General features: G+C 71.4%; 17 protein-coding genes, 3 tRNA genes and 1 other RNA gene. 6 read left to right on the forward strand and 15 right to left on the reverse strand.

The features are described 5' to 3' along the window. On the forward strand, window positions 1-722 hold a 722-nt coding region (locus G446_RS19355; protein WP_156916610.1), incomplete at its 5' end, for a tetratricopeptide repeat protein. 36 nt (window positions 723-758) lie between these two features. On the opposite strand, the gene G446_RS0110045 is transcribed toward G446_RS19355, so the two are convergent. Genes G446_RS0110045 through glnA form a run of 3 tightly spaced genes read right to left on the reverse strand, consistent with a single transcriptional unit; the run spans window position 759 to window position 6,611 of the window. Then, window positions 759-1,397: a histidine phosphatase family protein gene (locus tag G446_RS0110045; RefSeq protein WP_026410046.1), complete on the reverse strand. Its 639-nt coding sequence runs from the start codon at window positions 1,395-1,397 to the stop codon at window positions 759-761. Between the two features lie 42 nt (window positions 1,398-1,439). Continuing rightward, the gene (locus G446_RS17295) at window positions 1,440-5,273 is read right to left on the reverse strand and encodes a bifunctional [glutamine synthetase] adenylyltransferase/[glutamine synthetase]-adenylyl-L-tyrosine phosphorylase (protein WP_051285905.1); all 3,834 of its coding nucleotides are present in this window, start codon (window positions 5,271-5,273) and stop codon (window positions 1,440-1,442) included. A gap of 6 nt (window positions 5,274-5,279) precedes the next feature. Then, the gene (gene glnA / locus G446_RS0110055) at window positions 5,280-6,611 is read right to left on the reverse strand and encodes a type I glutamate--ammonia ligase (protein ID WP_026410047.1); all 1,332 of its coding nucleotides are present in this window, start codon (window positions 6,609-6,611) and stop codon (window positions 5,280-5,282) included. A 182-nt stretch (window positions 6,612-6,793) separates the two neighbouring features. On the opposite strand from glnA, the gene panB reads away from it, so the two are divergent. Beyond that, on the forward strand, window positions 6,794-7,678 hold the full coding sequence (gene panB, locus G446_RS0110060; RefSeq protein WP_034470042.1) for a 3-methyl-2-oxobutanoate hydroxymethyltransferase: 885 nt from the start codon (window positions 6,794-6,796) through the stop codon (window positions 7,676-7,678). A gap of 98 nt (window positions 7,679-7,776) precedes the next feature. On the opposite strand, the gene G446_RS0110065 is transcribed toward panB, so the two are convergent. Beyond that, window positions 7,777-8,505 (reverse strand): histidine phosphatase family protein, encoded by a 729-nt coding sequence (locus tag G446_RS0110065; protein WP_026410049.1) that lies wholly within the window; start codon window positions 8,503-8,505, stop codon window positions 7,777-7,779. A gap of 72 nt (window positions 8,506-8,577) precedes the next feature. Here G446_RS0110065 and map point away from each other — a divergent pair, with 72 nt between their 5' ends. Together map and G446_RS0110075 are read left to right on the forward strand one after the other, a co-directional pair. Next, the gene (gene map, locus G446_RS0110070) at window positions 8,578-9,474 is read left to right on the forward strand and encodes a type I methionyl aminopeptidase (protein ID WP_026410050.1); all 897 of its coding nucleotides are present in this window, start codon (window positions 8,578-8,580) and stop codon (window positions 9,472-9,474) included. Window positions 9,475-9,694: 220 nt separating this feature from the next. After that, window positions 9,695-10,861 (forward strand): hypothetical protein, encoded by a 1,167-nt coding sequence (locus G446_RS0110075; RefSeq protein WP_026410051.1) that lies wholly within the window; start codon window positions 9,695-9,697, stop codon window positions 10,859-10,861. Between the two features lie 134 nt (window positions 10,862-10,995). Here G446_RS0110075 and rnpB read toward each other — a convergent pair. The 3 genes from rnpB to G446_RS0110085 form a co-directional block, all read right to left on the reverse strand. Then, an RNA gene (gene rnpB, locus G446_RS18840) (RNase P RNA component class A) lies at window positions 10,996-11,371 on the reverse strand. A 107-nt stretch (window positions 11,372-11,478) separates the two neighbouring features. Beyond that, window positions 11,479-12,213 (reverse strand): zinc ribbon domain-containing protein, encoded by a 735-nt coding sequence (locus tag G446_RS0110080; RefSeq protein ID WP_026410052.1) that lies wholly within the window; start codon window positions 12,211-12,213, stop codon window positions 11,479-11,481. A 46-nt stretch (window positions 12,214-12,259) separates the two neighbouring features. Then, a complete protein-coding gene (locus G446_RS0110085; protein WP_026410053.1) occupies window positions 12,260-13,120 on the reverse strand; it encodes a Nif3-like dinuclear metal center hexameric protein in 861 nt (286 codons plus the stop codon). A gap of 912 nt (window positions 13,121-14,032) precedes the next feature. On the opposite strand from G446_RS0110085, the gene G446_RS0110090 reads away from it, so the two are divergent. After that, entirely contained in the window at window positions 14,033-15,295 is a 1,263-nt protein-coding gene (locus tag G446_RS0110090; protein ID WP_034470054.1) for a nitrilase-related carbon-nitrogen hydrolase, read from the forward strand. A gap of 89 nt (window positions 15,296-15,384) precedes the next feature. On the opposite strand, the gene G446_RS0110095 is transcribed toward G446_RS0110090, so the two are convergent. The 4 genes from G446_RS0110095 to G446_RS17300 all read right to left on the reverse strand — a co-directional run bounded on the left by G446_RS0110095 (window position 15,385) and on the right by G446_RS17300 (window position 19,212). Then, window positions 15,385-15,466: transfer RNA gene (locus G446_RS0110095), tRNA-Leu, on the reverse strand. 54 nt (window positions 15,467-15,520) lie between these two features. Further along, window positions 15,521-15,611, reverse strand: a tRNA-Ile gene (locus tag G446_RS0110100). Between the two features lie 86 nt (window positions 15,612-15,697). Then, a complete protein-coding gene (locus G446_RS0110105; protein ID WP_026410055.1) occupies window positions 15,698-16,753 on the reverse strand; it encodes a glycosyltransferase in 1,056 nt (351 codons plus the stop codon). Further along, window positions 16,750-19,212, reverse strand: coding sequence for a sodium-translocating pyrophosphatase (locus G446_RS17300; RefSeq protein WP_034470048.1), 2,463 nt, complete (start codon window positions 19,210-19,212; stop codon window positions 16,750-16,752). Before G446_RS17300 ends, G446_RS0110105 begins: the two co-directional genes overlap by 4 nt. 323 nt (window positions 19,213-19,535) lie before the next feature. Between G446_RS17300 and G446_RS0110115 the strand changes: the two genes are divergently transcribed. Further along, window positions 19,536-20,714 (forward strand): aminotransferase class I/II-fold pyridoxal phosphate-dependent enzyme, encoded by a 1,179-nt coding sequence (locus G446_RS0110115; protein WP_026410056.1) that lies wholly within the window; start codon window positions 19,536-19,538, stop codon window positions 20,712-20,714. A gap of 337 nt (window positions 20,715-21,051) precedes the next feature. On the opposite strand, the gene G446_RS20350 is transcribed toward G446_RS0110115, so the two are convergent. The 4 genes from G446_RS20350 to G446_RS0110135 all read right to left on the reverse strand — a co-directional run bounded on the left by G446_RS20350 (window position 21,052) and on the right by G446_RS0110135 (window position 25,237). Beyond that, a complete protein-coding gene (locus tag G446_RS20350; protein ID WP_169721282.1) occupies window positions 21,052-21,558 on the reverse strand; it encodes a YdcF family protein in 507 nt (168 codons plus the stop codon). 403 nt (window positions 21,559-21,961) lie between these two features. Beyond that, window positions 21,962-23,485 carry a hypothetical protein gene (locus tag G446_RS20020; protein WP_156916612.1) on the reverse strand — a complete coding sequence of 508 codons (1,524 nt, stop codon included), beginning with the start codon at window positions 23,483-23,485 and terminating at the stop codon, window positions 21,962-21,964. 1,157 nt (window positions 23,486-24,642) lie between these two features. Continuing rightward, window positions 24,643-24,715: transfer RNA gene (locus tag G446_RS0110130), tRNA-Val, on the reverse strand. Between the two features lie 117 nt (window positions 24,716-24,832). Further along, window positions 24,833-25,237 (reverse strand): DUF3052 domain-containing protein, encoded by a 405-nt coding sequence (locus tag G446_RS0110135; protein WP_026410058.1) that lies wholly within the window; start codon window positions 25,235-25,237, stop codon window positions 24,833-24,835. Between the last annotated feature and the right edge of the window lie 360 nt (window positions 25,238-25,597).

The following is a 25,597-nucleotide window of genomic DNA, read 5'->3' on the forward strand; positions in this document are numbered from 1 at the left end:
TCCAAGGAGATTACGGCGCCGCCCGTGACCTCTACGAACGATCTCTTCACATCAAAGAACAACTCGGCGACCAGGCCGGCATAGCCAAAACCCACTATGAGCTGGGCGCCCTCGCTCAAGACCAGGGGGACTACAACACTGCTCATAATCAGTATCAGCAGGCGTTGACCATATTCAAGACCCTCGACGACCAGACCGACATAGCCAACACCTACCAACAGCTGGGTGTTCTCGCGCACTTCCAGGAGGACTACGGCGCCGCCCGTGACCTCTACGAACGATCTCTTCACATCAAAGAACAACTCGGCGACCAGGCTGGCATGGTCGCCATTTACAACAACCTGGGCACCCTTGCCCAGGCCCGAGGGGATTCCCCAAGTATAATATTGTATTTCCTGGAAAGATCCCTCGAATGCGCCGAATCTATTCCAGCCACAATGCAAACAATAAAGATTGTCACCTCCATCGGCATTCGTGCCTTACAGGTCAACGCCGTCGAACTGACGATAAGAGCATTTTTCTGGCTACTGCATACGGCATTGACGGATAATGGCCAAACTGAGGCATTCCGTGTCGCTATTGCAGGATTTAGAGAATTGTATCAGAGTGGATACTCGGCCGAGGTCGACTCCGCACTCGCTCCCCTTCTTGCAGAACTTCCTCCCGAATCCGCTCAACAACTCCAATCTCTGATCGAGACTGATGACGGTGACAGGGATTGAAATTTCAACTCCGCCGCGTTCTCCTGACGACGGCATTCACGCCCGCCACTCGCCCTCGTTCCAACTGACCAAGCGCCAGCCGCCCTCGGGATCGCCCTCCGCCACCGAGACGCCCGCATTGCGCATGGGGTGATCGGCGATCCAGGCGGGCTCCACTCCCCCGCCGACGGCCGCCGCGAGCGCCGTCCACAGGCGCAGCACCGTGCCGTGAGCCACGAGCAGGGCCGTCCCGTCCGGATCGGTCGCCCGGGCGATCTCGTCCACCACGCCGTCGAAGCGGGCGAAGGTGGTTCTGCCGTTCTCCGGAGATCCGGGCAGTCGGCAGTGGAGGCGCCCGATCATCCAGGCGCGGGTCGTGTCCGTGTAGCAGACCACCGATTCCGCATCGGTGTTCATCTCCAGGTCCCCGGCCAGCACCTCGCGCAGCCCCGAGCGGATCCGCGCCGTCAGCCCCGTGGCCTCCTCGACGGGGGCGATGGTCTGACGGGTCCGTTCGATCGGCGAGACCCACAGAGAGGAGATGGCGTCCAGGTCGCCGGTCTCAGCCAGGCGCCCGGGCAGGGAGGCCGCCTGCTCGTGTCCGACGGTGTCGAGCGGGTTCCCGGGGTAGGCCGTGTCGAGGGCCCCCATAATGTTGGCGATGGTGCGGCCGTGGCGGACGAGGAGGAGTTTCACGCCCCCATCCTGCCAGGGCGGGCGCGACCGGGCCGCCTTCGCTCACGACCAGGGGTAGGGGCCGCGGTTCTGCCGCCGTCGCCTGCCGCCCGGTGACGCCGGGGCTGGCAGGGCCTGCCCCGGGGCCGACGGCGGAGTCCTCCCCGGGGCCGACGGCGGAGTCGGCGCCGAGGCCGGTTTCGGCGTCGAACGCCCGGGCGACGCCGCCGGGCCGGTGCCGCCCGGGGGCGACCCGGATCCGCGCCGAGCGGCGGCCCCGGGCGGGCCGGCTGGCGGAGCCGCCACCGACACGCCCGGCGGTGGCGCTGCCGCGCTCGGCGGTGACGGCGCGGTCGCGGCCCCCGCCGTGGCGCTCCCCCCGGCGGCCCCGGCCCCGCCGAAGAGGATCCGCTCGGCGACCAGCCGGGCGTGGCGCGCCGTCTTGCGGTAGAGGTCCTCCAGGTCCCGCTCCCGGCCGGGCTCCAGGCCCAGGAGCCGTCCCACCACGCGGATCTCCAGCGGGTCGGAGGGCAGGAGGTCGATGCGCGCGCCCCCGTCCCGGCCCGTGCCGATGACATTGGCGGCGCGCACCCGGGTGGCCAGCTGCCAGGCGGCGGTGAGCCGCCGCGCGTCCTCGGCGTCGATGAGCCCGTCGCGGGCCGCGGCCTCCAGTGCGCCGATGGTCGAGGTGGTGCGCAGCCCCGGGTGGGTCCCGGCGTGGGAGAGCTGGAGGATCTGGGCGACCCATTCGACGTCGCTCAGTCCCCCCGGCCCGAGCTTGAGGTGGAGCGCGGGGTCCGCGCCTCGCGGCAGGCGCTCGGACTCCATGCGCGCCTTGAGCCGTCGGATCTCGCGCAGCGCCTGCGGCTCCAGCCCCTCGCGGGGCCTGCGCAGGGGGTCGATGAGGTCGGTGAAGGCCCGGGCCAGGTCCTCGTCGCCCGCGCAGGGCCGGGCGCGCAGCAGCGCCTGCCTCTCCCAGGTCCGGGCCCAGCGCCCGTAGTACTCCCGGTAGGAGTCCAGCGACCGGCTCATCGGGCCCCGCCGGCCCTCGGGGCGCAGGTCCGCGTCGGCCGTGAGCGGGTGGGGTCTGGCCCCGGCCAGGAGCCCGACCACGGTCCTGGCGACCTCCTCCGCCTCGGCCGCCGCGGCCTCGGCGGCGGTCTCGGACGCCCCGGTCGCCCCGTCCCGCGGCCGGTGCACGAAGAGCAGGTCGGCGTCGGAGGCGAAGCCGGTCTCGGCCCCGCCGAGCCTGCCCATGGCGATGATCGCGTGATCGGCCCTGGCCGCCGCCCAGCGCCCCCGCTCGTCCGGCCCGTCGGCCAGCGCCCGCGCCCCGTCGCGCCGGGCGATGACCAGGGCGGTGGCGATCCCCAGCGCCCCCTCCAGGGCGGCGTCGGCGGCCGCGGTGAGAATGGCGGCGGTGCGCGCGGGGTCGAGCCCGTCGAGGGAGTCCGCGAGCGCAGCCCGCAGCAGTTCGCGCGAGCGCAGGCTCATGACGGCCTGCATGGCCTCGCGCGCCTCGTGCTCGGGGTCGGCGGCGTCGGAGGCGTGCAGGGAGCGCCGTCGCAGGATGTGGCAGGCCTCCTCCCGCAGTGCGGCGGCGTCGCGGGGTTGGAGCTCGGCGTCGTCGTCGAGCCAGGCGATGGACTCGGGGCGCTCGGCGAGGCGGTCGGTGGTCCAGCGGGCGCCGGACAGGACGTGGCACAGTCGGCGGGCGGCGACCGGGGAGTCGCGCAGCATGGCCAGGTACCAGTGGGAGCCGCCGATCTTCTCGGAGAGAGTGCGGAAGGACAGCAGTCCGGAGTCGGGGTCGGGCCCCTCCCCGAGCCAGCCGATGATGACGGGCAGGAGCTGGCGCTGGATGGCGGCGCGGCGGCTGACCCCCTCGGTGAGCGCCTGGATGTGGTGCATGGCCCCGGCGGGGTCGCGGTATCCGACGGCGGCCAGGCGCTCGCCGGCGGCGCGGGGGGTGAGGGTCATCTCGTCGGCGGTGAGGCCGGCGGCGGCCCCCAGGAGGGGCCGGTAGTAGATCTCCTCGTGCAGGGAGCGGACCTGGCGGCGGGCGGCGCGGAAGGCCTCGCGCAGGGTGTCGGGGTCGTTCAGGGCGATCCGGTCGATTCCGCGGCCGATGCGGCGCAGGTCGGCGTCGGAGTCGGGCAGGTCGTGGGTGCGGCGCAGCCGGTGGAGCTGGCTGCGGTGCTCCAGCAGGCGCAGGACCCGGTAGCCGTCGCCCAGGGCCCCGGCGGCCCCGCGCGAGACGTATCCGCCGTCGCTCAGGGCCCGCAGGGCGGTGAGGGTGGGGCGCACGCGCAGGGTCTGGTCGCCGCGTCCGTGGACGAGCTGGAGGAGCTGGACGGTGAATTCGACGTCGCGCAGGCCCCCGGGGCCGAGCTTGATGCGCCGGTCCCGCCCGTCGCGGGGCTCGGAGGCGCGTTCGACGCGGCGGCGCATGGCGCGGGCGTCGTCGACGAAGTTGTCCCTCAGGCTGGCGCTCCAGATGAAGGGGGCGACAGCCTGCTCGTAGGCGCGGCCGAGGGCCTCGTCGCCGGCGGCGGCGCGGGCCTTGAGCAGGGCCTGGAACTCCCAGGAGGCGGCCCAGCGCTGGTAGTAGGCGACGTGGGAGGCGAGGGTGCGCACGAGGGCGCCGTCCTTGCCCTCGGGGCGCAGCCCGGTGTCCAGCGGCCACAGGGGCGGTTCGGCGCCGGTGGAGGACACGACGGCGGCGAGCTCGGTGGCGATGGCGGTGCCGGCGGCCAGCAGCTCCTCCTCGGGGACCTGGCGGCCCTCGGCGGGGGCGACGACGTAGACGACGTCGACGTCGGAGATGTAGTTGAGCTCGCGGGCCCCGGTCTTGCCCATGGCGATGACGGCCAGGGCGGTGTCGCGGGCGGGCGGTCCGACGGCGCGGCGGGCGATGAGCAGGGCGGCGTCGAGGGCGGCGTCGGCCAGGTCGCTCATCCGGCGTCCGACGGTCTCGACGTGCTGGTAGGGGTCGGGGCTGGTCAGGTCGTCGGCGACGATGCCCAGCAGGCGGTTGCGGTAGGCCGTGCGCAGGGCGCTGGTGGCGCGGGCGACGGCGTCCCGGTCGGCGGTGCCGGTCCCGGCGGCGGGGCCGGCGCCCGGGCCGTCGGGGACGGCCCCGGCACCATCCGCGCCGCCGCCGGTATCGCCGGGGCCGCCCTCGCTGCCCGGGCCGCCCTCGGCGGCGGGGCGGCCGAGGGCCCCGGTGACGGCGGCGCGCAGGGCGGTGCGGGCGTCGGGGAGCCCGGGGGCGTCGGGGGCTCGGGCGGGGGCCAGCGCGGCCAGGCCCTCGGGGTGGGCCGTGAGGAAGTCGCCCAGGGCGCTGGAGCTGCCCAGGACGGCCAGGAGCCGCTGGAGGTGGCGCAGCTGCTCGTCGGGGGCGTCCTCCCCGACCGGCGCGGGCGCCCAGTCGGGGCGGGGCGCGGCCCGGGCGGCGGCATCGGGCGCGCGGCGCAGGAGGCGGGCGAGCAGGCGGCGGGGGGAATCCCGCGGCCCGGCGCCGTCGCCGGCCCCGGCGTCGGCAGCCTCGGTGCCGGTGCCGCCGTCAGCGGTATTGCCGGTGCCGGCATCGCCGTTGTCCGCCTCGGTCCCGGCCCCGGCGGGCCCCCCGGCGCCGTCGTCGACCGCCCGGGCGAGGCGGACCAGGCTCAGCAGCGCCAGGTCGGGGTCGGCCGTGGCCGCCAGGGCCCCGGCGAGGGCGTGCGCCGGGGCCCCCGGGTCGTCCGCCCCGGCGGGCGGCAGGAGCCGGGTCAGGGCCGGGTCGCCCAGGCAGGCCAGGGCGCGGCCGGAGTCGGACACCCCGGCGGCCAGGAGGCGCGAGCGCAGGGAGCGCGGGCGGCGGCCGCCCAGGGGCGGCGTCGGCGCTGGATCGACCATGGCCGCTCAGATCCGCGGGAAGAACTGGCCGAGCTCGAAGTCGGTGACCTGGGCGTCGTAGGCCCTGTACTCGCGCCGCTTGTTGCGCAGGAAGAACTCGAAGGCGTTCTCGCCCAGGGTGTCGGCCACGAGGTCGGAGCCGCTCATGGCCACGACGGCGGACTTCAGGGAGGTGGGCAGCTCGCCGATGCCCAGGGCGCCGCGCTCGACGTCGGACAGCAGCCAGACGTCGTCCTCGGTCTCGGCGGGCAGCTCGTAGTCCTCCTCGATGCCCTTGAGGCCGGCCGCGAGGATGACGGCCACGGCCAGGTAGGGGTTGGCGGAGGAGTCGATGCCGCGGTACTCCACGCGCGAGGCCTGGGCCTTGCCGGGCTTGTGCATGGGCACGCGCACCAGCGCAGAGCGGTTGTTGTGGCCCCAGCAGATGTAGCTGGGGGCCTCGTCGCCGCCCCACAGGCGCTTGTAGGAGTTGACGTGCTGGTTGGTCACGGCGGTGATCTCGCGGGCGTGGCGCAGCAGCCCGGCGATGAAGGCGCGCCCGGTCGCGGAGAGCTGGTACTGGCCGGCCGGGTCGTGGAAGGCGTTGCGCTCGCCCTCGAACAGGGAGAAGTGGGTGTGCATGCCGCTGCCGGGCCGGCCCACGAAGGGCTTGGGCATGAAGGTGGCCGAGCAGCCCTCCTGGAGGGCCACCTCCTCGACGACGGTGCGGAAGGTCATGATGTTGTCCGCCATGGACAGGGCGTCGGCGAAGCGCAGGTCGATCTCGTTCTGGCCGGGACCGCCCTCGTGGTGGGAGAACTCCACGGAGATGCCCATCTGCTCGAGCATGAGGATGGCGCGGCGGCGGAACTCGTGGGCGGTGCCGCCGGGCACGTGGTCGAAGTAGCCAGCGTGGTCGGTGGGGCGGATGCGCCCGTCGGCGTCGCGCTCGACGAGGTAGAACTCGATCTCGGGGTGGACGTAGCAGGTGAAGCCGGCCTCGGCGACGCGGGCGAGCTGGCGCTCCAGGACCGCGCGCGGGTCGGTGCGGGCGGGTTCGCCGTCGGGGGTGAGCACGTCGCAGAACATGCGGGCCACTGCGTTGGTGCCCGAGCGCCACGGCAGGAGCTGGAAGGTGGAGGGGTCGGGGGCCAGCAGCATGTCCGACTCGAAGACGCGGGTCAGGCCCTCGACGGCCGAGCCGTCGAAGCCGATGCCCTCCTCGAAGGCGCCCTCGACCTCCGCCGGGGCGATGGCCACCGACTTGAGCTGGCCGAGCACGTCGGTGAACCACAGGCGGATGAAGCGGATGTCGCGCTCCTCAATGGCTCTGAGGACGTACTCCTGCTGCTTGTCCATTGCTCGGGACCTTCCTTGTCCGTGCTCGGGACCCTCCTCGGGCTCGGGTCGTGCCGGGCCATCATGCCGCGCGCGCGTGTCGGACAGGTTGCGCGACACCCGGCGGGGCGCCGGCGGGCCGCGGGCGCGGCGAGTCCCGGTGCGCGACGGCGGCCCGGCGGGCGGCCAAGTAGGCTGCGGCCATGACCTGCGCACCAGACTCCCCGGCGGGCCCCTCCGACGCCGCCTCCCCCTACGGACCGGCGGCCCCGGCCCCCGGCGCACGGCCCGCGCGCCCGGTGCGGGTCCACCACCTGACCCGGGCCAAGGAGCGCGGGGAGCGGCTGACCATGCTCACCGCCTACGACGCCGTCACCGCCCGCATCCTGGACGAGGCCGGCACCGACATGCTGCTGGTGGGCGACTCGATCGGCAATGTCATGCTCGGCCACGACACGACCCTGCCGGTGGAGCTGGACGAGATGGTCGTGGCCACGCGCTCGGTGGCCCGGGCGACGGCGCGGGCGCTCGTGGTCGCCGACCTGCCCTTCGGCACCTACGAGGCCGGCCCCGCCCAGGCGCTGGCCAGCGCCGTGCGCCTGATGAAGGCGGGGGCCAACGCCGTCAAGCTCGAGGGCGGGCGCCCGCGCGCGCGCACGGTCCGAGCGCTCGGCGAGGCCGGCATCCCGGTGGTCGGCCACCTCGGCTTCACCCCCCAGTCGGTCAACAGGCTGGGCGGCTTCCGGGTGCAGGGGCGCGGGGAGGAGGCCGCGGAGGCGCTCGTGGCCGACGCCGTGGCGCTGGCCGAGGCCGGCGCCGTGGCGATCGTCCTGGAGATGGTGCCCGAGCCGGTGGCCGCGCGGATCACCGAGCTGCTCGCAATCCCCACGATCGGCATTGGCGCGGGGGCGCGCTGCGACGGCCAGGTGCTCGTGTGGACCGACATGGCCGGGATGACGGACTGGGCGCCGCGCTTCGCCCGCCGGTTCGGCCGGGTCGGTCTGGCCCTGCGTCAGGCGGCGCAGGCGTACGGGGACGCGGTGCGCGAGGGGTCGTTCCCGACGTCGGAGCACTCCTTCGACTCCTGAGTTCGAGAGCCCGCCCGCCGGAGCGGGCCTCGGAACGAGCCGCGCCCGCCGTCGTGCCCGCCGGGCCCGGACCGCGGACGCGCCGGAGCCGGGTCCCCTCAGACCGGCTCCTGCGGGTGGGACCAGTCGATGGGGACGGGGACGACGCCGGCGAAGGCGTCCGCCATGTCCCGCGTCTCGAAGGTGACGCCCTGGTCGCCCGGATCCACGGCCCAGGACACCAGGGTCGGCTCCCGGGGGCGGTCGGGGTCGAGCTCGACGGTCGTGACCGAGCAGTTCGCCATGGGGGCCATGGAGAAGATCTCCACGCCGACCCAGCGGCCCAGCAGGGTCATGAGCGTCATGCCGTGGGAGACGACGAGGACCCGGGCGTCCGGCCGCCCGGCGCGCGCGTCCTCGCGCAGGTCCGCCACGATGCGGGCCAGGGCGGCGTCGATGTGGGCGAGGTAGTCGGCGGCGCCGATCCCGCCGGGCGCCCCGGGGTGGACGCCGCTGAGCACCCCGGGCAGGTGGCGGGCGGGATCCAGGGCCCGGAGCATGACCTCGTCCGGCCCGCCGTCGTAGATCCCGTAGTCGTACTCGCGCAGCCCGTCCAGGGTCGTCCGCTCGACGTCGGGCCTGCCGGCCAGCAGGATGTCCGCGGTCCGCCCCACGCGCCCCTGGGGGCTGAGGTAGGCGCGCACCAGCGGGAGGCGGCCCAGGTGCTCGGCGGTCGCGCGCGCCCCGCGGCGCCCCTCGGGGGTCAGGGGCGAGTCGCTGGACCCCTGGGTCCGGCGCTGCTCGTTGAGGACGGTGCGCCCGTGACGCACGAAGTGGATGGCGCTCACCGGCTCATCGTAGACGGGGCGCGGGCGGGGCGGGCGCGCCGCGACGGCGTCGGACCCTCCTATGCTGGCCCCATGATGTCCGCCGACTCACCGCGCTCCTTGGCCGATCGCGCCCCGCGGGGCACGCTCACGAAGGGACGGCTCGGTCCCGACCGCCACGTCCCGGGGTCGATCCCCCGTCCCGAGTACATGTTCCACGACGGGCCCGAGCGGGTGACGGCCTCCGACGTCAAGGACGCCGAGACCGTCGAGCGCATCCGGGCCGCCGGCCGGATCGCTGCCCGCGCCCTGGCGCAGGCCGCCGCCGCCATCGCCCCCGGCGTGACGACCGACGAGCTGGACCGCATCGCCCACGAGTACATGTGCGACCACGGCGCCTACCCGTCCTGCCTGGGCTACATGGGCTTCCCCAAGTCGATCTGCACCTCGGTCAACGAGGTCATCTGCCACGGCATCCCGGACTCCACGGTGCTGGCCGAGGGCGATCTGATCAACCTCGACGTGACCGCCTACCTCGACGGCGTCCACGGCGACACCAACGCCACCTTCCCCGTCGGCCGGGTCGACCCCGAGACCGCCGCCCTCATCGAGCGCACCCGCACCGCCATGGAGCGCGGCATCCGGGCCGTGCGCCCCGGCCGTGAGATCAATGTCATCGGCCGCGTCATCGAGAAGTACGCCAAGCGCTTCGACTACGGGGTCGTGCGCGACTACACCGGTCACGGCGTCGGCGAGGCCTTCCACTCCGGGCTCATCATCCCGCACTACGACGCCGCCCCCGCCTACAGCACCGTCATGGAGGTGGGCATGGTGTTCACCATCGAGCCGATGCTGACCCTGGGGGACCAGGACTGGGAGCAGTGGGACGACGGCTGGACCGTGGTGACCAGGGACCGCTCGCGCACCGCCCAGTTCGAGCACACGCTGGTGGTCACCGAGGACGGCGCCGATGTCCTGACCCTTCCCTGAAAGCCCGCCCCGGCCCGATCCTTCGAGTCCGCCCCGGCTCCCCGCCCCCGAGCCCGAACTGGTCCGGCCCCGCCCCCGAGCCCGGACCGGGGTGTCGTGGAGAGCACTCCCCCGAGTAGGATTGCGAGCAGTCCTCGTGACACCCCCGCACCGGGGTGTAGATTCTCTCTCGGGCGACGTCAGTCGCACCCCATATCCTGTCACCCCTCCGGAGGTCTTCATGGCACTGCGCTTCAACCCCCCGCCGAACTGGCCGGCGCCGCCCGACGGCTTCGTGCCCCCGGCCGGCTGGCAGCCAGACCCGGCCTGGGGCCCGGCGCCCGAGGGCTGGCAGTTGTGGGTCGACGACTCGGCGACCGGAGACCCGAACGCCTCCGCCCCCCAGTCCGCCTCCGGCTCGGACCCGACCTGGGCGCCGACGCAGGCCGTGTCCACGGGCTCCTCCGCCCCTGTCGCCGACCCCACGGGGGCCCCGGTCTCGGCGCCCAGCGGGGACTACGCCTCCGGGCCGATGAGCTCGCCCAACCCCATGATGTCCGCCCCCAGCGGCATGTCCGCCGCCCCGTCCACCTCCTCGGCCTCCTCGGCGAGCCCTTACGCGGCGAGCATGGACTACGCGCAGGCCCCGACGCCCTACCAGAACCAGCCCTACCAGGGCCCGGGCATGCCCGCGGACCCCCAGGCGAGCTGGCAGCCGGGCGGCGTCGGCAACCCCGCGGGCGGCTCACCGGACAAGCCGGTGACCAAGCAGTGGTGGTTCTGGACCATTATCGCCGTCGTGGTCGTCGCGCTCGTCGCGGTCGGCGTCGTCGTCGCCCTCAACCTCAACAAGGACGACGACGAGAAGGGCGGCGGCACCAGCACCGGCAAGGGCGGCTCGACGCACAGCCAGCCGACCGGGGGCCCGACCAGCGATCCGACCGGCGGCACTAATAACGGCGGCAGGGGCACCACCATGAACAACCCGGCCACCATGCAGGACGTCATCACCTTCGACAACGTGTCCTACGACAACCCGGACGCGACCCTGGACGTCTCCTTCGAGGAGGTCCAGTGGGACGCCACGCAGGCGGTCAGGGAGGGTCAGCCCTACGTCTTCGAGACGCCCTCCGCGGACCAGGTTTACATCCGCCTCAAGGTCAAGGCCACCTACCACGGCTCTGGCAAGTTCAGCCCCTACAGCCTCCACATCGACTACGTGAATGGCGGCAACGCCACCGCGTCGTCCAGTGACATCTCGAACGACTCCTTCACCATGCAGACCGAGCCCCGCGATGGCGGCAGCATCACGGGCTACTTCACCTTCCTCGTCCCCAAGGACGGCGTGAAGGACGGCTTGTTCGCCGTCAGCACCTATGGTAACGAGGTGTACGTCAAGGCCGAGTGACCGCTCGCGCCGTCGCGCTTGCGTGAAGCCGCTTTCAGCGGTCCGGTCCGCCGTCGCCGGAGGCCGACAGCACGGCGGAACGCCCCACCCGCCCGTATCCGCGGGCGCCCGCACCGCCGAGGCCCCCGCGGGGGCGGACGAGTCGACCTGTACGCCGGGTTCTGTTGCCACCCGCCGTTACCGGCGCGGCGGTGGCGACCATTCATCTTGGCCCGCCGTTGCCGGCGGGCTCGCGCGACCTACCCGCAGGCTCGGACGAGCAGCCCTCGGGCGCCTGCTGCGCGGTCTTGCTCCGGGCGGGGTTTGCCGAGCCGCCGCGGTCGCCCGCGGCGCTGGTGGGCTCTTACCCCACCGTTTCACCCTCACCGGCCGGGGCCGGCGGTCTGTTCTCTGTGGCACTGTCCCGCGGGTCGCCCCGGGTGGCCGTTAGCCACCGCCCTGCTCTGTGGAGCCCGGACGTTCCTCGACCCGCGGGTCGCCCCGCGGTACCGCGGCCGCCCGGTCGGCTCGTCCGCGCCCAGCACTCTACCGCCTCGCCCGCCCCGCCGCAGCCGACTTCATCGGCCCCGCCGCGCGCCGCCCCTCGGGGCCCCGCGGGCGCCCGGCCGCGCCGCGCATCAGATGTCCATGCGCACAATGATGACGTCGTTCTCCTCGGCGTGGATGATCTCGTCGGCGGGGGCCGCGGCGATCCGTGAGTACTCCATGGGGCTGATCTGGATCGGGGCGCCCTCGAGCCGGCGCCCGTGGAGGGCGACGGCCCCCAGGCCCCCGGTGGCGGCCCGGACCGCGTCGTACTCGTCGAGCAGCGCCAGGTCGATGGTTCCGGCCAGTTCGGCGCGCTCACGATCAAGCCGGTCGATCTCGGCGTCGATGCGGGCGAAGGCGGAGTCGCGCTCGGCCGTCAGCTCGCGCCCGGCGCTGCGGATCTCGCTCTCCTCGGCGGCGAGATCGCGCACCTTCCTCTGGGCGCTCTCAAGGGCCTCGACGGCGGCGAGCTGGGCGTCCTCGAGCACCGCCCGGCGTCGGCCGAGCTGGTCGAGCTCCCCCTGGATGGCGGTCAGGTCCCGGGGGTTGGCCGTGCCCGACGACAGGCGCTCGCGCAGGATGGCGGCGCGCCGCGTGACCTGGTCGACCTCGTCCTCGCTGCGCGTGGCCCCCTTCCTGGCCTCGGCGAGCGCCCCGTCGGCGAGGGCGGCCGCGCGCCGGTTGGCCTTGAGGCGCTCGACGGTGTCCTTGATGCGGGACAGGACGGGCAGGTGCTTGCGCTCGTGTCTCAGACGGGCGAGTCGGGAGTCGAGGCTCTGGAGGTCGATGAGCAGTCGCTGCTGGCTGAGGGGGGCGCTCGTCACGGCTGTGGTCCTTCGCTGCTGGCCGAGGTCTGGAGTTCTGCGGGCGTCATGAGCCGGTGCTCAGACGCAGGGTCCACGGGTCGGTGACGACCTCGGAGACGTACGCCTCAAGTCTACGTCCCCGCTCGTCCGCGGCGGCCTCGAGCCGGGCCGCCAGCGGGGGCAGGCCCACCCACTCGGTCGCCCAGTGGGTGCCGCACAGGAGGTGGGGGCGGCCGCCCTCCAGGTGATCCGTGGCGGGGTGGTGGCGCAGGTCGGCGGTGAGGAAGACGTCGGCGCCGGCCTCGCGCGCGGCCGCCAGCAGCGAGTCCCCGGCCCCGCCTGAGACGGCCACCGTCTCGACGGTGGCGTCCGGGTCCCCGCCGACGAGGAGGCCGGGCGCGGAGTCGGGCAGGGCGGCGGCGACGGCGGCGGCGAGGTCGCGCAGCCGGGCGGGGTGCTCGAGCTCGCCGATCCGACCGATGCCCTGGGCGGGGTCGAGGCGGCTCGGGCTCAGGGGTCTCGCGCCGAGCAGGCCGACGCGGGCGGCGAGCGCGTCGGCCACTCCCCCGTGCGCGGCGTCGAGACTGGTGTGGGCGTTGGCCAGCGCGATGCCGGCGCGGATGAGCCGGTGGACGCAGCGGCCCTTGGGGTCGGTGGCGGCGACGTGGTCGGTGCCGCGCAGGTAGAGGGGGTGGTGGGTGATGACCATGTCGACGCCGCGCTCGATGGCCTCGTCGACGACGGCGGTCAGCGGGTCGACGGCGAGCAGGACGGTGCGCACGGGCTCGGCCGGGTCGCCGCAGATGAGGCCGTTGGAGTCCCAGTCCTCGGCGAGCCCGGGCGGGGCGGCGGCCTGGAGGAGGGCGACGACGTCGGCGACGGTGAGGGGCTCGGTGACGGGCTCGGACCCGTTGGACTGGCTCATGGGAAGCAAGGCTACTGAACCGCCGCCCGCCAGCCCGGGGACGCCGCAGGGGCGTGGGCGACGCCCTCGTCGGAGACCACGCATGACCGGGCGCGTTGGGGCGGGGTCGGCGACCCTCCCCGACGGCGTTCGGACCGGCGATGTCCGAATCTGTTGCAAAGGCCCGGATCTCACCGGGAAGCCGGAGAAGAATCGTTGATATTCCGCGCCTTCCTTCGCGGCCGGTCCCGGCCCGGGACGCCTTTGCAACAGATTCGGACACGCTTCCACCCGATCCGGTCCCAGGAGCCCCACCCGCCCCAACGCATCCGTATTCCGGCCCCACCGACCCAAACAATAAGCGACAACACCGCCACCGACAAGGCGTCGCTCCTAATTGTCGTAGTTCGGCCGCGGGAAAAGGTGGCTCCCGCATACCTTTAACACCCCGTCCCGGAGCAGCGGGTCGCAGAAACGGCGCAATGACGCCGATTCCGAATCGCCCGGCGCCGTGGAGGACCCTTAAAAGTATGCGGGAGCCACCTTTTCCCGCCCTCGGGCGCTCGCGGCCGCTCCCGTGGACGCGCACACGACCGGCAACAGCGCCCCACGGCATCCGGCCCGCGCCCACGGTCTCCCTCATCCGCACCAACGGCGGCGGCCAGGCGGGACCGGGGGCGTAGGCGGCGCCGTCCCGCCCTCCCGACTCGTCGTGCTACCATCCGCTCCGGCATTCTGCGCCTTGAGACGCCTCGCCCGGAAACCCGGGCCTTTTCCGGATCGGACCGTCCGGCTCGGCGCGTGGGCCGCCGAAGAACCGTACGCGCCCCCGCGAACAGCCCCCGGACGACAAGGACGACCGATATGCGATTCCACCTCCCCGACTCCGCGGCACGCGCGCAGCGGCGCCACGACGACGATCGGGGCCGCCTGATGAGGGATTGCTCGCTGGCCATCGCGTCCGGCGGGGTGCTGGCGGCGACGGCCTTCGCGCGGCACTGGGCGCTGCAGCTGCCGGCGGTGGTCGCGATGGCGGCGGTGTTCTGGCTGCTGCGGACGGTCCCGGCCCGGCGGGCGTACGCGGTCGGCACGGTCTTCACGCTGGCGTGGCTGGTGCCGACGACGTACTGGTACTACAACTTCATGTCGTTCGGCGTGGCATTCGCGGCGAGTATCGGCTGGGCGCTGCTCACGGCGAACCTGTTCCAGCTGGCGGCCCTGCGCGAGAGGATCGGGACCCGGCTGGTGTGGCCGCTGTTCGCCCTTCTCTGGCTGGCGCTGACCTGGCTGCGACTGCGCATGCCGGTGACCGAGGACTGGTGGCTGCCGCACCTGGGCTACAGCGTGTGGCGCAACAGCGGGCTGATCTGGCTCGGAGGATTCGGCGGCGAGACAGTGCTGGAGGCGGTGGTGCTGGCGGGCGGTATGACGGTGGCGGCGGCGTTCGTGCGCCGGGGCCCACTGGCGGCGCTGGCGGCGGGCGCGGCGGTGATCGCCTCGGTGATCGGGCTGAACGCGATCTCCCAGAGCCTTCCCGCCAAACCGATCCCCCCGGTGATCGCCTTGCAGGCGATGACCGAGGGCGGCGTCGACGCGCCGGCCACCGAGCAGGACGTGAGCGACCTGATCGACATGACGCGCGAGGCGCTGGGCGGGGACCACGCGCAGCCCACGACCGTCGTGTGGCCGGAGAACTCGATCCCCGAATCCGCCCAGCGGCGCGTGGCCGACGCCGCCGCGGAGCTGCGCGTCAATATCGTCTACCACACGGTGGAGTTCAACGGCAGAGGGGTCTACAAGAAGACCGTCGTCGTGGACGGCTCGACGGGCGAGGCCGTTCTCGCCAACTACAAGCAGCACATCGCCCCGGACGAGGAGCTGGGCGTGTCGCGCGCCTCGCGCAGTATCGTCGAACTCGGGGACCAGCACGTGACCGCCTACATCTGCTACGACATGCACTACCCGGACGTCGTCGGCCGCCTGAGCGGCAGCGACGTGGCGTACGTGCCCCTCAATGACGCGGCCTACGGTTATTTGCAGAAGCAGTTCCACGCGGCCGATATCGCACTGCACGCCGCCCAGGCCGATACCGCCGTCGTGGTCGCCTCGACCAACGGCCCGACAATGATTGTGAACAGCAACGGCGTGGTGACGCGCTCCCTGGACACCTCCGACGCCGGACACATCAGAAACTGACCGGCGCGCCCCTTGGCCCGGTGACTGCGTCGAAGCACAGCGGGGTGGGCCGGGCCGCAGGAGGACGGGATCTCCTGCCCGGGATCGCGTGCCCCCGGCGGGTCTCGAACCCGCATGCCCTAAGGCGGCGACTTTTAAGGTCGCTGTGTCTGCCGATTTCACCACGGGGGCCTGGTCTCCAGGGTCGAGGGAACACGGCGCTCACCGGCGGGCCCCGGGGGCCAGTACCCCCTCCGGGATTCGAACCCGGGACCATGTGCTTATCAGGCACGGACGAGGTATAAGCTCGCTGCTCTAACCGCTGAGCTAAGGGGGCGGGGAGGGCGTCGCGCGCGACGGCGCCACGGCACGAGACTACCCCAGGGCGGGCTGTGACGGGCCGGACACTTGGCGCGAACCGGCTCAGCCCCCGAACCACGTCTTGACATTGGCGACGATCGCCTTGTCGAAGGCGTCGTCGGAGTGGTGCTCGGCGATCCACTGGGCGAAGGAGCCGCCCGCGGCGGCGTCCATCTCCCGGCGGCACGCCTCCGGCTCGCGCAGCGCCCGCGTGAGCATCGCCGCCGCCTCGTCCAGGTCCCGGTAGATGAACGGGTAGGTCCGCGGCACCAGGGCGCGGGCCCACTCGCGGTCGGGCAGGACGCCGATGACCCCGGCCCCCAGGGCCTCGACGTAGAGCAGGCCGTAGGACACCTCCTCGGCGGTGGCCAGGAACGCCGTCGTGCGCGCCAGCGCCTCCCAGTAGGACTGGCGGGTCGCCGTGAGCGGCCCCATCCACACCCAGTCCCGCTGGGAGATGTCCATGGCGGCCTCCGAGACGAGGCTGTCCTCCTGCAGGCGCATCTCGACCCTGAGGGGCACCGCCTTGCGCACCTGCTCCAGGACGCGGAAGAACTGCTCGGGGTGCTTGCGGCGGCTGAGGTAGATCGACGGATACAGGACGATCGGCACCTGCGTGTACACCCGCGGCTGGATGTGGTCCAGACGGAAGCCCAGGTTCACCCACGACAGCCGGGCCCGCTCGTACAGGCGCTGGGCGGTCCACCTCGACATGAGGTCGCCGATCTCGTTGGCGGTGCGCTGGGAGTCGGCGAAGGTCGGGAACAGGGCGCAGGACAGCGCCAGGGTCGCCGTGTGGACGTCCGGGGCGGCCGAGGGCACCGAGCGCCACACGAAGTTCATGATCCGCGGCTCGGCCCCCGGCGAGCTCTGGGACAGGACGCGCCAGATGTGCGGGGAGTCCACCGCCTCCATGTTGATGACCACGAGGTCACCGGGGTCGATCATCTCCAGGGGCACGACGTCGAAGTCCTGGCTGCGCCGGGCGGCGGGGCCGATGACCACCGACCCGGGGAAGATCCGCAGCAGACGGCGCACGAGCGTGTCGCCCGCCTCGTGCCCGGCCACGCGCCCGCCGGACGAGATCTCGACCGAGTCGTACTTGATGGCGATCCTCATGAGCGCACCTCCGTGATCTCCCTCTCCCCCGCCGCGGTCTCGTCGACGTCGTCGCCCGTGCCGGCCGGGATCCTCATGGCGTAGAAGGACCGGTGGACGAAGATCAGGGCGACGGCGAAGAAGACCGCCGCCAGGACGTGCACCATCGTCCCCATCCCCTGGGCGGACAGGCTGACGGCGAGTTCGACGGCGAGCAGGCCGAAGAGGGTCGTGAACTTGATAATGGGGTTGAGCGCCACCGACGAGGTGTCCTTGAAGGGGTCCCCGACGGTGTCGCCGACGATCGAGGCGTCGTGCAGGGCCGTGCCCTTCATGTGCAGGTCGACCTCGACGACCTTCTTCGCGTTGTCCCACGCGCCCCCGGCGTTGGCCATGTAGATCGCCTGGTACAGGCCGAAGACCGCGATCGACACCAGGTAGCCGATGAACAGGAAGGGCTCGACGAAGGCCAGGGACAGCGTGATGAAGAAGACCGCCAGGAAGATGGTGAGCATCCCCTGCTGGGCGTACTGGGTGCAGATCTCGACCACCCTGCGGGAGTCCTCCACCGAGGCCCGCTGCGCCCCGGCGTCCAGGTGGATGGACTTCTTGATGAAGGCCACCGCCCGGTTGGCGCCCGTGGTGACCGCCTGGATGGAGGCCCCGGAGAACCAGAAGACGACGGCGCCCCCGGCGATCAGGCCCAGGAGGAAGGGGGCGTGCATGAGGGACAGGTTCTCGATGCCGCGACTCAGGTGGTCGGTCAGGCCGATGATGATGGAGAAGATCATGGTGGTGGCGCCCACGACCGCGGTGCCGATGAGGACGGGCTTGGCGGTGGCCTTGAAGGTGTTGCCGGCGCCGTCGTTGTCCTCCAGGAGGTACTTGGCCCGCTCCCACCGGGGGGCGAAGCCGAAGTCTCGGCGGATCTGGGCGTCGACGTCGTCGATGTCCTCGATGCGGGAGAGCTCGTAGACGCTCTGGGCGTTGTCGGTGACCGGGCCGTAGGAGTCGACGGCGATGGTCACCGGCCCCATCCCCAGGAAGCCGAAGGCGACCAGGCCGAAGGCGAAGACGGCCGGGGCCGCCATGAACGACTCCAGGCCGGAGCCGGACAGGACGAAGGCGGCGCCCATGAGGCCCACGACCGTGATGCCCAGCCAGAAGGCGGAGAAATTGCCGGCGACGACGCCGGAGAGGATGTTGAGGCTGGCCCCGCCCTGGCGCGAGGAGCGGACCGTCTCGCGCACGTGCTGGGAGGCGGTGGAGGTGAAGACCTTGACCAGCTCGGGGATGAGGGCCCCGGCCAGCGTCCCGCAGGTGATGATGGTGGCCAGGCGCAGCCACAGGCCGGCGCCCAGACCGCTCAGGACCAGCCAGGTGGCCGCGTAGGTCAGGACGATGCACAGGGCGCTGGTCAGCCACACGAGCGTGGTCAGGGGGGTTTCGAAGTTCATCCTCTCGGCGTCGGCGTAGCGCAGGCGGACCCAGGTCTTGTTGATGGCGTAGGCCGCCCAGGCGGCCAGGATCATGGCGGCGCGCACCGTGAAGATCCACACCAGCAGCCTGGCCTGGAGGGCCGGGTCGGGCACGGCCAGCAGGACGAAGGTGACCAGGGCGACGCCGGTGACGCCGTAGGTCTCGAAGCCGTCGGCGCTGGGGCCCACCGAGTCGCCGGCGTTGTCGCCCGTGCAGTCGGCGATGACGCCGGGGTTGCGCGGGTCGTCCTCGTCGATCTTGAAGACGATCTTCATCAGGTCCGCGCCGATGTCGGCGATCTTGGTGAAGATGCCGCCGGCGATGCGCAGGGCCGAGGCCCCCAGGGACTCCCCGATGGCGAAGCCGATGAAGCAGGCCCCGGCCACGTCGGCGGGCAGGAACAGGAGGATGGTCAGCATCATGAGCAGTTCGAGGCTGATGAGCACCATGCCGATGCTCATGCCCGAGCGCAGCGGGATCTCGTGCACGTCGTAGGGCTTGCCGCGCAGGGAGGCGAAGGCGGCGCGGGCGTTGGCGAAGGTGTTGACCCGGATCCCGAACCAGGCGACGGCGTAGGAGCCGCCCATGCCCAGCAGGGAGAAGAGCACGACGACGCCGACCCGGGACCACCCGAAGCCGACCAGCGCCTTGTAGTAGACGACGATGACCGCGGTGATGAACAGCCACAGCACCAGCAGGAAGCGCCCCTGGCGCAGCAGGTAGGCCTTGCAGGTGGAGTAGATGAGCTCGGCGACGCGCAGCATGGAGTCGTGCACGGCCGCCCGGCGCAGGCGCACGAAGGTGAACACGCCGAAGCCGAGCCCGGCCAGGCACACGGCCAGGCCGATCAGCAGCAGCGCCCGCCCGCCCAGCCCCAGGCCGACGACGACGCCGCTCAGGTCCGGCAGCTCGAGGTTCGCCTCCCCTCCGCCGACGTCGCCGGTGACGTCGGCCGTGAGCGGGCTGAGCGCGGCGGCGCAGGGGGCAAGCGTCGGGAGCATAGGGGGCATCACCTGGGTATCGGTCGTGTGGCGTCCGTCATGAAACGCGGCAAGTTAACCACAACGAGCGGCCCCGGTCACAATCGGGATCGGTCCGGCCGGCCCGCGGGCGGGCGCCTCGGTCCCGCGGCTCGCCCCGCCGCCGCGCCCGGCCCGTCTCTCACCGGGACCGGATCATCCGCCCTTCCGCGCACCTTCCGGGATCCGGCCGTCGACGACGATATGCCCGCCCTCCTGCGCCCGGCCGCCCCCACGGGCGCCGGTTGCGTCCTACCCTGGCACCGCGGAGCCTGATGGCAGGCGCCCCGACCCCAGGAGCACCCATGAAGATCGCGCAGCGAGCCGTACGAGCACAGCCCTTCCACGCCATGAGCATCGGCGCCCGGGCACGGGAGCTGGAGTCCCGGGGGATCCGCATCGCCAAGCTCAGCCTGGGCGAGCCCTCCTTCGGCGCCCCGCCGGGTGTCCACGAGGCGATGCGCGCCACCATGGACGGACGCGCCCTGCCCTACACCCCGGCCGCGGGCCTGCCCGCGCTGCGCCGGGCCGTGGCCGGCCTGTACCGCACCCGCCACGGCGTCGACGTCGACCCGCGGCGGGTGCTCATCACGGCGGGGGCCTCGGCGGGGCTGCTGCTGGCCACGGCGCTGACGACGGAGGCGGGCGACGACGTCGTCATGGCCGACCCCTGCTACCCCTGCAACCGCGAGCTCGTCGACACCTTCGGGGGCCGCGTCGTCCTGGCCCCCACGACGCCGGCCGCCCGCTACCAGCTCGACCTCGCCACGACGCTGGCGGCCTGGACCGGGCGCACCAGCGCGGTGCAGGTGGCCACGCCGTCGAACCCGACCGGCACGACCATCCCCTTCCCCGAGCTGGCCGCCATCTGCGAGGCGGCGCGCGAGCGCGGGGCCTGGCGGATCGTCGACGAGATCTACCTGTCCCTGGCCGATCCGGCCCCGGACGGCTCGCCGGCCCGCACCGCCCTGGAGGCCGACCCCGAGGCCATTATCGTGTCCTCCTTCTCGAAGTACTTCGGGATGACCGGGTGGCGCCTGGGCTGGCTCATCCTGCCCGAGGAGCTGCTCACCCCGGCCGACAATCTGGCCGTCAACTTCTTCCTGTGCGCCTCGACCCCCACGCAGATGGCGGCGCTGTCCTGCTTCACGCCCGAGGCGCTGGCGGCCTGCGAGGACCGGCGCCTGGAGCTGCTCGCGCGCCGCGGGCTCGTCCTGGACGGCCTGGAGCGGATCGGCCTGCCGGTGCCGGTGCGGCCCGACGGCGCCTTCTACGCCTACTTCGACGTCACGGGCACGGGCCTGGACGCGTGGACCTTCTGCGAGCGGGCCCTGGAGGAGGCGCACGTGGCGCTGACGCCGGGGCGGGACTTCGGCCCGGCCACGGGGAGTACGCATGTGCGCCTGTCCTACGCGGCCGGGCGCGAGGAGCTGGCCGAGGGCCTGGAGCGGCTCGGGGGCTTCGTGGCGGGCCTGGGCGGCTGAGGGGTCTGGAGGGGCCGACGGCGGCGGGCGCCCCACCGCCGGGCCCGCTCCGCCGTTCGTTCTCCGTCCCGCCCGCGACCGGAAGCGGGCGCTGCTCCCGCGCTGAGCCCGGCGCAGAGGTTTGAGTTCCGTCGGAAGCAGCCCGCACCCGCCGATGCCCACCGCGATCGTCTCCCGAGCTCCGCCCGCGACCGGAAGCGGGCGACTCAGCGCGCCCAACGGCGGAGGCCCCCGATCACCGTCGAGGTCGCCTGGTACCTGGGGCTCCCCGGCTCGCTCAGCGACGGACGTCCCCGGTCAGCGGCCCGCACTCCCTCATCGGGGCTCCCCGGCTCGCTCAGCGGCGGAGGGCCGCCAGGCGCCGCAGCCCGGCCAGCCCCCGGGCCGAGTCCTGCGCCCAGCCGGCGACCCGGCGCGAGAGCAGCAGGTCGATCAGTCCCAGACCCACCCGCCAGGGATTGGCCAGGCGGGGCGCCGGATTGGGGTCGGCGACCAGCCGCGCCGCGAGGTCGGGGCGCTGGGCGGCGAGGAGGGCGCGGGCCTTGGCGGCGTGCACGGGCTCGGAGACGATGACGATCCGCGCTCGGGGCTCCAGGAGGGCCTGCGAGTTCGCCACGTTCTCCCAGGTGGAGCGGGAGGCCTCCTCCAAAGCGATCAGGTCGCGGTATCCGGCGTCGCGGGCGGCGTCGGCCAGGAGCCGGGCCTCGCTGCGGCGCCCGGCGACCGCTCCCCCGGAGACGATGAGGACGCCGTCCGCCTCCAAGGCCGCCAGGCCCCGGGCGATCCTGCGGCGGTTGATCCGGCCGGCGCGGGGTCCGGCGTCGGCGTGCCCGAGGACGAGCACCGCCTGACCGCGGGGAGTGGCAGGCCTCTGGTCAGTGGGGCGGACCTGGCCGCCCAGCATCGCCTGGTCGCGGGGAGCCGTGGATGGCGGGCTCGTTGCGGAAGCCGGTTTCGCGGGCGGAGCCTGGCTCCGCGGAGCCGGATCGCGGCTCGGGACCCGGTCCCGGTCGGTCCGTTGTGGGGCCCGGGTCCGGCTGGCCCGTTCCGGAGCCCGGTCCCAGCCGATCCATCCCGGGGCCCGGGTCCGGCCGGCTCCCGCGTCCGAGCCCGGCGGATCGGCCCGCCGGTCGGGCAGGAACCACCGCGCGGCCCGGCGCTCGATCGCCCCCGCCCCCAGCGAGGCCGCCAGGCCCGCCCCCGCGGCCAGTCCCGCCGCGACCACGAACCCGTTCACGTCCCCGTAGTCACAGCAGCATTATAGTGTTGTATACGCATGCCACGACCCACATAATAACCCCGATCGCGACGAAGGAAGCGATCCACCTATTAATGTTCGGCGATTTCCGACGCCATAATTCAATACGTAAGATGTCGAACAAGAAGAACAGCAATAACCCCAACTGCAGGCCCACATAAACAAGCAGGCCAATGCGCATGGTAGTTCCAGCAGCGCCGTCGGACATGCCCAGAGCCAGGAACACTGAGAAAATTATCGAGGAGACCGCCCCCACACCCAGCATGGACCGACGGAATCCCAGAGCAAAACTAAGCATATCATGCTCTCGCGCAATAATGACATAGGAGGCAACGAACGCTGGAATTAGGGACGCCATGGGAGTTACGGACTGTCCAGGGAATTGGGTTATTTTTTCTACCAACACAATCCAGCGTAGCACGAATTGACCTATTATATAAGAAACCAGACATGCGACGAACGCGGGGACCGTGAATACCGCGCGCTTAGGGCTCATATAAATGAACACATCGAAATCGGGTCGAGACGGCAACGGTGACACATCAATGGATACAACCTCCCCGTTCCAGCGTACACTGATCGACCTGTCATAATCGACGGAAATATTGTTTCCATTAGATTTACATACGATATTATCGACTCGCATGCCCGTTGGCACCATTAATCGCACATGAGTGCCGAGACTGTCGTCATCGTTCCTGTTCGCTGCGGGAACAAGGAGGATCAATGAGGTCGTAATACCAAATTTGTCGAGCCAGTTCCAAATACCCTTTTTCCTACCCTCTCCCCTACTCGTGCTGTACCTGTTCGTACTGTAGGAGAACCTTATGCGCGCCCTGGCGGTCTCATCCACCGGAACACTCAGGAGTACGAACGTTGACTCTCTCAGCCAGGCCACCATTGCCTTCAATGTGCTCATTTCTTCGAGGGCAACTAATTCGTACTTTTCGAGCGCAGCCTTATCCACATACCCCAGGGTGATGAACATATTTTTATCGAAGTCCTCCGCCGAACCGCTCAGAAAACCGTCATACATCTTCCTCGCCCTCGAATCGTTCAGATTCGAGAAAACATTTATATGCGTATTCTCGTAGCGAGTCGCCAGGAATCCGAAGAACAGGAAGGTAACAAACCTAGCCGTCTCCCGACGCGTGGCCAGACACATCTGCTGCTTCCAACAACTTTCAAGTTCGTTCGTCATGTACGGACGATCATCCATGACATCCAGCGGCAGCAGCATACGAGGGCAGTTCCGATCGCGAACAGATTGAACATTCCCTAAGATCCCCTTGAAACGAAGGAGATCCACATCATATGACAAGGTGCATTTCAAAGTAGTCCTGTCACTGCCAATATACTCGAGTCGATGAACTTTACGAAGTAGCCACTCGCGCCGCCTCAGCCAGGACTGAAAGTATTTTTTTGAGTGACTTTTCAGTTCGCGAACAGTCGGCGGCTCATCGAGAACACTCGATACTTGTGAGCCGCGCTTTTCCCCAAGTAAATCAAGCATTCCTTCTGACCCTCATCTCCTCGTGCGGTTCCACTGTCGCATCCCGTCGATCTTCCCCGTAGTAGGCTCTCTTCAATTCGATGACCGGCGCCGGTATCGTCGCCATCGGTGGAATGATGATTCGTCCACGACGGATGTTACCGCCTTCTGATCTCGCGGTTCCCGCTTTCTTATTTCGCGCCAGCGCAAACGGATTGAAACTCATTATTCTGCACACAATCACGAGTGTTTCAAACATCACATTTTCGGCGCACGCCGCGCCAAGTCATCAGAGACGCTCCCACCAGCATCTACGGCAGCCGCCTCGCGTTAGAAACTGATTGGCTCATCTTCCTGACGGCAGCATGTCCCTCACTCTCCACCACTTGATCGGATACCGGACCGGATTAGGGAACCCGATTCGCCAAACAGTCTAGCAAGCGTACCATGCGTTTGCAGTGATGTGCGTCACTTTTATGTTCGGACATAGGATATACAGAAGTTTTTCTCACCGAAGACGGCGGTACGAGGTCGGGGGTCAGTGTGGTGGTGCCGGTGAGGTGAGTGTGTGGTGGTTCGTGGGTGTGTTCACGGCGGGGTGGTCGTCTGCGAGGTTCGGGTGGTGGCGAGTCCGGTCGTCCGCGGCCGTGTCGACTGCGCCGCACACCTCGTCCGCGCCGCACCGGGGACGCTGCGGTCCGCGATCTCGTGGGCCCGGCCTGGAGCGGGGCCAGCCGGGATGGGATGGGAGCCGGAGTTGGGCCCGCGACGGCCCTGGGGCGAGCCGAGCCCGGGTCGGGTCGGACCCAGGTCTGCATGGCGGCGCACACCCCGCGCCTCGCCGCGCCCGCCAGGGGCTCCAGGGGCCGGCTTGCGTAATGCGAGCCCAGCGCAACACAATCCACACCACCTCGCGCCGTGCGAGCTCAGCGTGACGGAATCCGCCTGCGCTCGATTCGCGCCAGCCCACCTGGCACGATGTGAGCTGAGGTGACATCACCAAAACGACTCCCCCGGGGGCGCGCCTGCTGCCAGCGGAGGACTTCCGGAACCAGGTCAACCGACTCCCCCAGGGGCGGGGCGCGCAGACGGCCGCCCCCTCGCGCGGAGCGCAGCACGACTCCCCGAAGCGGAGACGCGCACAGCACAGGACAGGGGCCCGTCCAAGAGCCCCGTAGTGGACCCGGCCGGATTCGAACCGACGACCGCCGCGGTGTAAACGCGTTGCTCTACCAGCTGAGCTACGGGTCCGTGCGCTTTCGGGGCGCCCTGGTCGCGCCCCGGGGGTGCGGGCGAACGGCTGCGGGCGCGAGGCGGCGCCGCGGCACTGCGCCGCCGCACCACCGGGCCGCCGTCTGTACCGCCGTCTCAGTGCCGCCGGCTGGACACGCGGATGCCGCTCCACCGCTGGCCCATCGCGGCCGCCGAGGTGGCGTGCATGCCCGCGGTGCGGGCCGCCTCCTCGACGTCGGCGGGCGGAACGGCCCCCGCGGTGCGGGCCTTGGGGGTCAGGACCCAGACGAGCCCGTCGCCGTCGAGATTGGCCTGGGCGTCGACGAGGAGGTCCGTCAGGTCGTCGACGTCGCCGTCGTCGGCCCGCCACCACACGATGGCGGAATCGGCCACGTCCTCGTAGTCCTCGTCCACCAGCGCGGTGCCGGTCTGGGCCTCGGCGGCCTCGCGCAGCGCCTGGTCGACGTCGTCGTCGTACCCGAACTCCTGGATGATGAGGCCGGAGGTGAAGCCGAAGGCGCCACCCGCTGTACTCGTCACTGTCGTCTCTCCGTCCCTGGGGCCGCCGGCCGGCCCCGTGTCGCGCGCGTGCGCAGCATCTCGGTCGACGAAGCGGCCGATGCCGCCCGTCCCCGCGGTGTCGCGCGCGTGCGCGGCGTCCCGCCCGGTGCGGGAGCCCCGTGGCACTAGCCCATCGCACATGGGGGCGGGCGCGCAAGTGAGTCGTGCGTCCGCGGTCTCCGGGGGCTCCTCCGCCCGCCTTCGCGAGCCCGACCCGGTGCCCGACCTCACACGAGACATGGGACTTTCATCCCCCTTGAAGAGCGACTTCGGACTCCCGAGGCCGTAGATTGGACCCCGCAGACACCAGTGGTCCCGAGCCGAGGCGCTGACCGGCCT

It is taken from the genome of Actinomyces dentalis DSM 19115 (genome assembly GCF_000429225.1).
GTDB lineage: Bacteria > Actinomycetota > Actinomycetes > Actinomycetales > Actinomycetaceae > Actinomyces > Actinomyces dentalis.

Coding starts and splice junctions, on each gene's coding strand:
- G446_RS0110075 (WP_026410051.1), top strand. CDS start 9,695: ATGGCACTGCGCTTCAACCCCCCGCCGAACTGGCCGGCGCCGCCCGAC.
- map (WP_026410050.1), top strand. CDS start 8,578: ATGATGTCCGCCGACTCACCGCGCTCCTTGGCCGATCGCGCCCCGCGG.
- G446_RS17300 (WP_034470048.1), bottom strand. CDS start 19,212: ATGCTCCCGACGCTTGCCCCCTGCGCCGCCGCGCTCAGCCCGCTCACG.
- G446_RS17295 (WP_051285905.1), bottom strand. CDS start 5,273: ATGGTCGATCCAGCGCCGACGCCGCCCCTGGGCGGCCGCCGCCCGCGC.
- G446_RS20020 (WP_156916612.1), bottom strand. CDS start 23,485: ATGCTTGATTTACTTGGGGAAAAGCGCGGCTCACAAGTATCGAGTGTT.
- G446_RS0110105 (WP_026410055.1), bottom strand. CDS start 16,753: ATGAGGATCGCCATCAAGTACGACTCGGTCGAGATCTCGTCCGGCGGG.
- panB (WP_034470042.1), top strand. CDS start 6,794: ATGACCTGCGCACCAGACTCCCCGGCGGGCCCCTCCGACGCCGCCTCC.
- G446_RS0110085 (WP_026410053.1), bottom strand. CDS start 13,120: ATGAGCCAGTCCAACGGGTCCGAGCCCGTCACCGAGCCCCTCACCGTC.
- glnA (WP_026410047.1), bottom strand. CDS start 6,611: ATGGACAAGCAGCAGGAGTACGTCCTCAGAGCCATTGAGGAGCGCGAC.
- G446_RS0110115 (WP_026410056.1), top strand. CDS start 19,536: ATGAAGATCGCGCAGCGAGCCGTACGAGCACAGCCCTTCCACGCCATG.
- G446_RS0110090 (WP_034470054.1), top strand. CDS start 14,033: ATGAGGGATTGCTCGCTGGCCATCGCGTCCGGCGGGGTGCTGGCGGCG.